Source organism: Prevotella sp. P3-122 (assembly GCF_002251365.1).
GTDB lineage: Bacteria > Bacteroidota > Bacteroidia > Bacteroidales > Bacteroidaceae > Prevotella.
In genome coordinates this window covers 1-822 of the sequence record NZ_NPJH01000064.1, presented here as the reverse complement: position 1 = coordinate 822, position 822 = coordinate 1, and the positions used below count along the sequence as shown (strand labels likewise).

The window sequence follows — 822 nt, the reverse complement described above, 5'->3', positions numbered from 1 at the left end:
GTGTATTGCTGTTATTATCCTTTGTTATCGTACAATACCCTTAACAGGAACACGAACAGCTTTTTATTCGATACCAATTGTAATACTTGTATACATATATTTCAACAGTAAAAACATTGGAGCGATGTTAAAAAAGCTTGTTATTTTCATCCTGCTTATTATTACGGTCGTGTCATTAGTAAAGGTTGATATGTCCATAATTAACATGAAGAATGATATACAGGAAGAAAGAGGAGAAACAAGTCGAGCTAGTCTTTTTTATGCAAGACAAAAAGAATTTGAACAATCACCAATTATTGGATATGGCACTTTTCGTGGAGATCCGAGGTATGCTATTATTACTGACAATGGTAATGTAGAAGTTGGAAATACATTCTTTGCATTTCTTTCAATGAACGGAGTAATAGGGTTAACTAATTTCGTTATTTTTTATTTAAGCCTTATAATACCTTTTTTTTCTTATATGAGAAAAAAGAAAAAAATCGGCGTTAGCTCGTTTGAAATACTTTTACTGTTAGTCGTACTATATAATTTCATCTCAATGCAGCAACAAGGTTTGGCGTTAAATCCTGGTTTATATTCAACAGGATTTAACTGGCTTTCTATGGCCTTAATGTATAAACCAAACAAATATTTAAAAAGATATGGAGATTCATAAACGCTTACAATATGTCGATTTTCTGAAAGGATTTGCAATATTATGTGTTGTAGTTGGACATATAGCAGCATTTAATCCGAAATGTGATTTGTTGATAGATTTTGTGTATAGTTTTCATATGCCACTTTTCTTTTTTATAAGTGGATTTTTATGTCATAAAAAAA

2 protein-coding genes are annotated in these 822 nt (G+C 30.4%); both read left to right on the top strand.

Translation table 11 applies throughout. The annotated features are described in order from the left end of the window. On the top strand, positions 1-658 hold a 658-nt coding region (locus CIL02_RS10850; protein ID WP_141210206.1), incomplete at its 5' end, for an O-antigen ligase. Next, positions 645-822: acyltransferase family protein (locus CIL02_RS10845; RefSeq protein ID WP_170935077.1), on the top strand; the 178-nt coding region annotated here is incomplete at its 3' end. The genes CIL02_RS10850 and CIL02_RS10845, both read left to right, overlap by 14 nt.